Here is a 1,801-nt window from a genome sequence, read left to right as displayed (position 1 = left end):
CCGACGCCCCGCCCGACGACGAAGCCGTGACCGGCGCCGACGCCGGGCCCGACCGCCCCCGAGCCGCGACCGCCGCGGACCGCTCCCGCGCCCGCCCGCGGCGCGCCGCCCGGCTACCCGACGCCACCGACGAGGTGATCATCTCCGCCCTGTCCGAGGACGCCCGCACCGGCATCACCGAGATCGCGGCGCTGGCCAACGTGTCCCGCGCGACGGCGTACAACCGCATCAAACGCCTGACCGACGACGGCATCATCCGCGGCTACTCGGTGATCGCCGACCACGCCCGGATGGGGCTGGGGGTGACCGCCCTGGTCCTGATCTCGGGGAGCCAGCCGGACTGGCGGGCCAACCGGGAGGTGCTGTCGTCCTACCCGGAGGTCGAGTACTGCTGGTACGTGGTGGGGTCGGCCGACATCGTGCTGCTGGTACGGGTCGCCGACACCGACCAGCTGCGGGACTTGATCCTGACCCGGCTGCAGTCCCTGCCGGGGGTGACCGCGACCCAGACCCTCACCGTCATCGACGAGGTGGTGCACCGCCCCGTCGTCCGCCCGGCCGAGGACTGACGGCACGGCACGGCCGACCGCCGTCCCCCTCCCCGGCCACAGACCCCGACCGCACACGCGGACGTACGCCTCCGGCCCGCTCCCGGAGGCCTCTTCGTGCCCCGTCGGCCGACCACGCGGCCGGAGGCGGCCCAGCCGCTCCAGAGGGAGGGAAGGGGCGACATCCTTGAGGGGGCCTCCCGTCGCCCCTGTCTGAAGTCGGGCGAGGTCCACCGGGCAGCGGACCGCTCCCCCGGATCCCCGAGATCGGCAACGGAGGCGCCGGGCGGGCGGGCTCCGGTCGGCACTTTCCGACAGGCTTCACACACTCTCCCAGCGCGCGTGACCGACAGAGGAGGCACGCGCCCTCACATCACCCGGGCGACGGCCTCTTTCAGCGCCTCCAGGAGGCCGTCGGCCTCCCGGCGCACATCGTCGATCTCGTCGACCACCGGCAGCACGACCTCCAGGTACGCCTTGAGCTTGGGCTCGGTGCCCGACGGGCGCAGCGTCACGCGCCCGCGCGCGCCACCGCCCAGCCGGTAGCGGAGGGCATCGGTCGGCGGAAGCCCGCGCAGCCCCGGGGCGAAGTCCTCCACCCCTTCCACCTCCAGCGGCCCGAAGGCGCGCGGGGGGTGGGCCCGCAGGCGCTCCATGGCCCCGGCGATCCGGGCCGCGTCGCCGGTCCGCAGCGACACCTGGCCCGTGCGGTGGAGCCCGTAAGCGCGCGCCTGGTCGTCCAGCAGGTCGAGCAGGGTACGCCCGTCGCGCTTGGCGCGCGCGGCGATCCCGGCCATGACCAGGGCCGCGCCGATCCCGTCCTTGTCCAGCACCGGGCGGCCGTCGTCGCCGCCGATGCAGTACCCCAGGGCCTCCTCGTAGCTGAACACGTTGCGCTCGCCGGGGCCGCCCGCGCGGACCAGCCACTTGAAGCCGGTGAGCGTCTCGGCGCAGCGCACCCCGTACGCGGCGGCGATCTTCGGCAGCAGCCCGGCGGAGACGATGGTGGTGGCCACCGTCCGGTCGGCGCCCGAGGTCCCGCGCAGGACGTGTTCGGCGAGCAGGCCGCCCACCTCGTCGCCGGTGAGCAGCCGCCCTCCGCGGGCGCCGGGGACGCCGGGGACGCCCACGGCGAGGCGGTCGGCGTCGGGGTCGTTGGCCAGGACGATATCGGCGCCGACGCGCTCCCCCTCGGCCATGGCGGCGTCCATCACCCCCGGCTCCTCGGGGTTGGGGAAGGGGGCGGTGGGGAA

1 protein-coding gene and 1 pseudogene are annotated in these 1,801 nt (G+C 75.4%); one reads left to right on the top strand and one right to left on the bottom strand.

Annotation, left to right across the window (positions count from 1 at the left end):
* Positions 1-134: 134 nt before the first annotated feature.
* Positions 135-569: an Lrp/AsnC family transcriptional regulator gene (locus O4U47_RS31165; protein WP_270681587.1), complete on the top strand. Its 435-nt coding sequence runs from the start codon at positions 135-137 to the stop codon at positions 567-569.
* Positions 570-916: 347 nt separating this feature from the next.
* On the opposite strand, the pseudogene O4U47_RS31160 reads toward O4U47_RS31165, so the two are convergent.
* Positions 917-1,801, bottom strand: a pseudogene (locus tag O4U47_RS31160) (phospho-sugar mutase); the annotation flags it as partial.

This window comes from Nocardiopsis suaedae, assembly GCF_027706745.1.
Taxonomy (GTDB): Bacteria; Actinomycetota; Actinomycetes; order Streptosporangiales; family Streptosporangiaceae; genus Nocardiopsis_A; species Nocardiopsis_A suaedae.
Note: the sequence above shows the minus strand (reverse complement) of the source record. Positions and strands in the feature narration are given on the sequence as shown.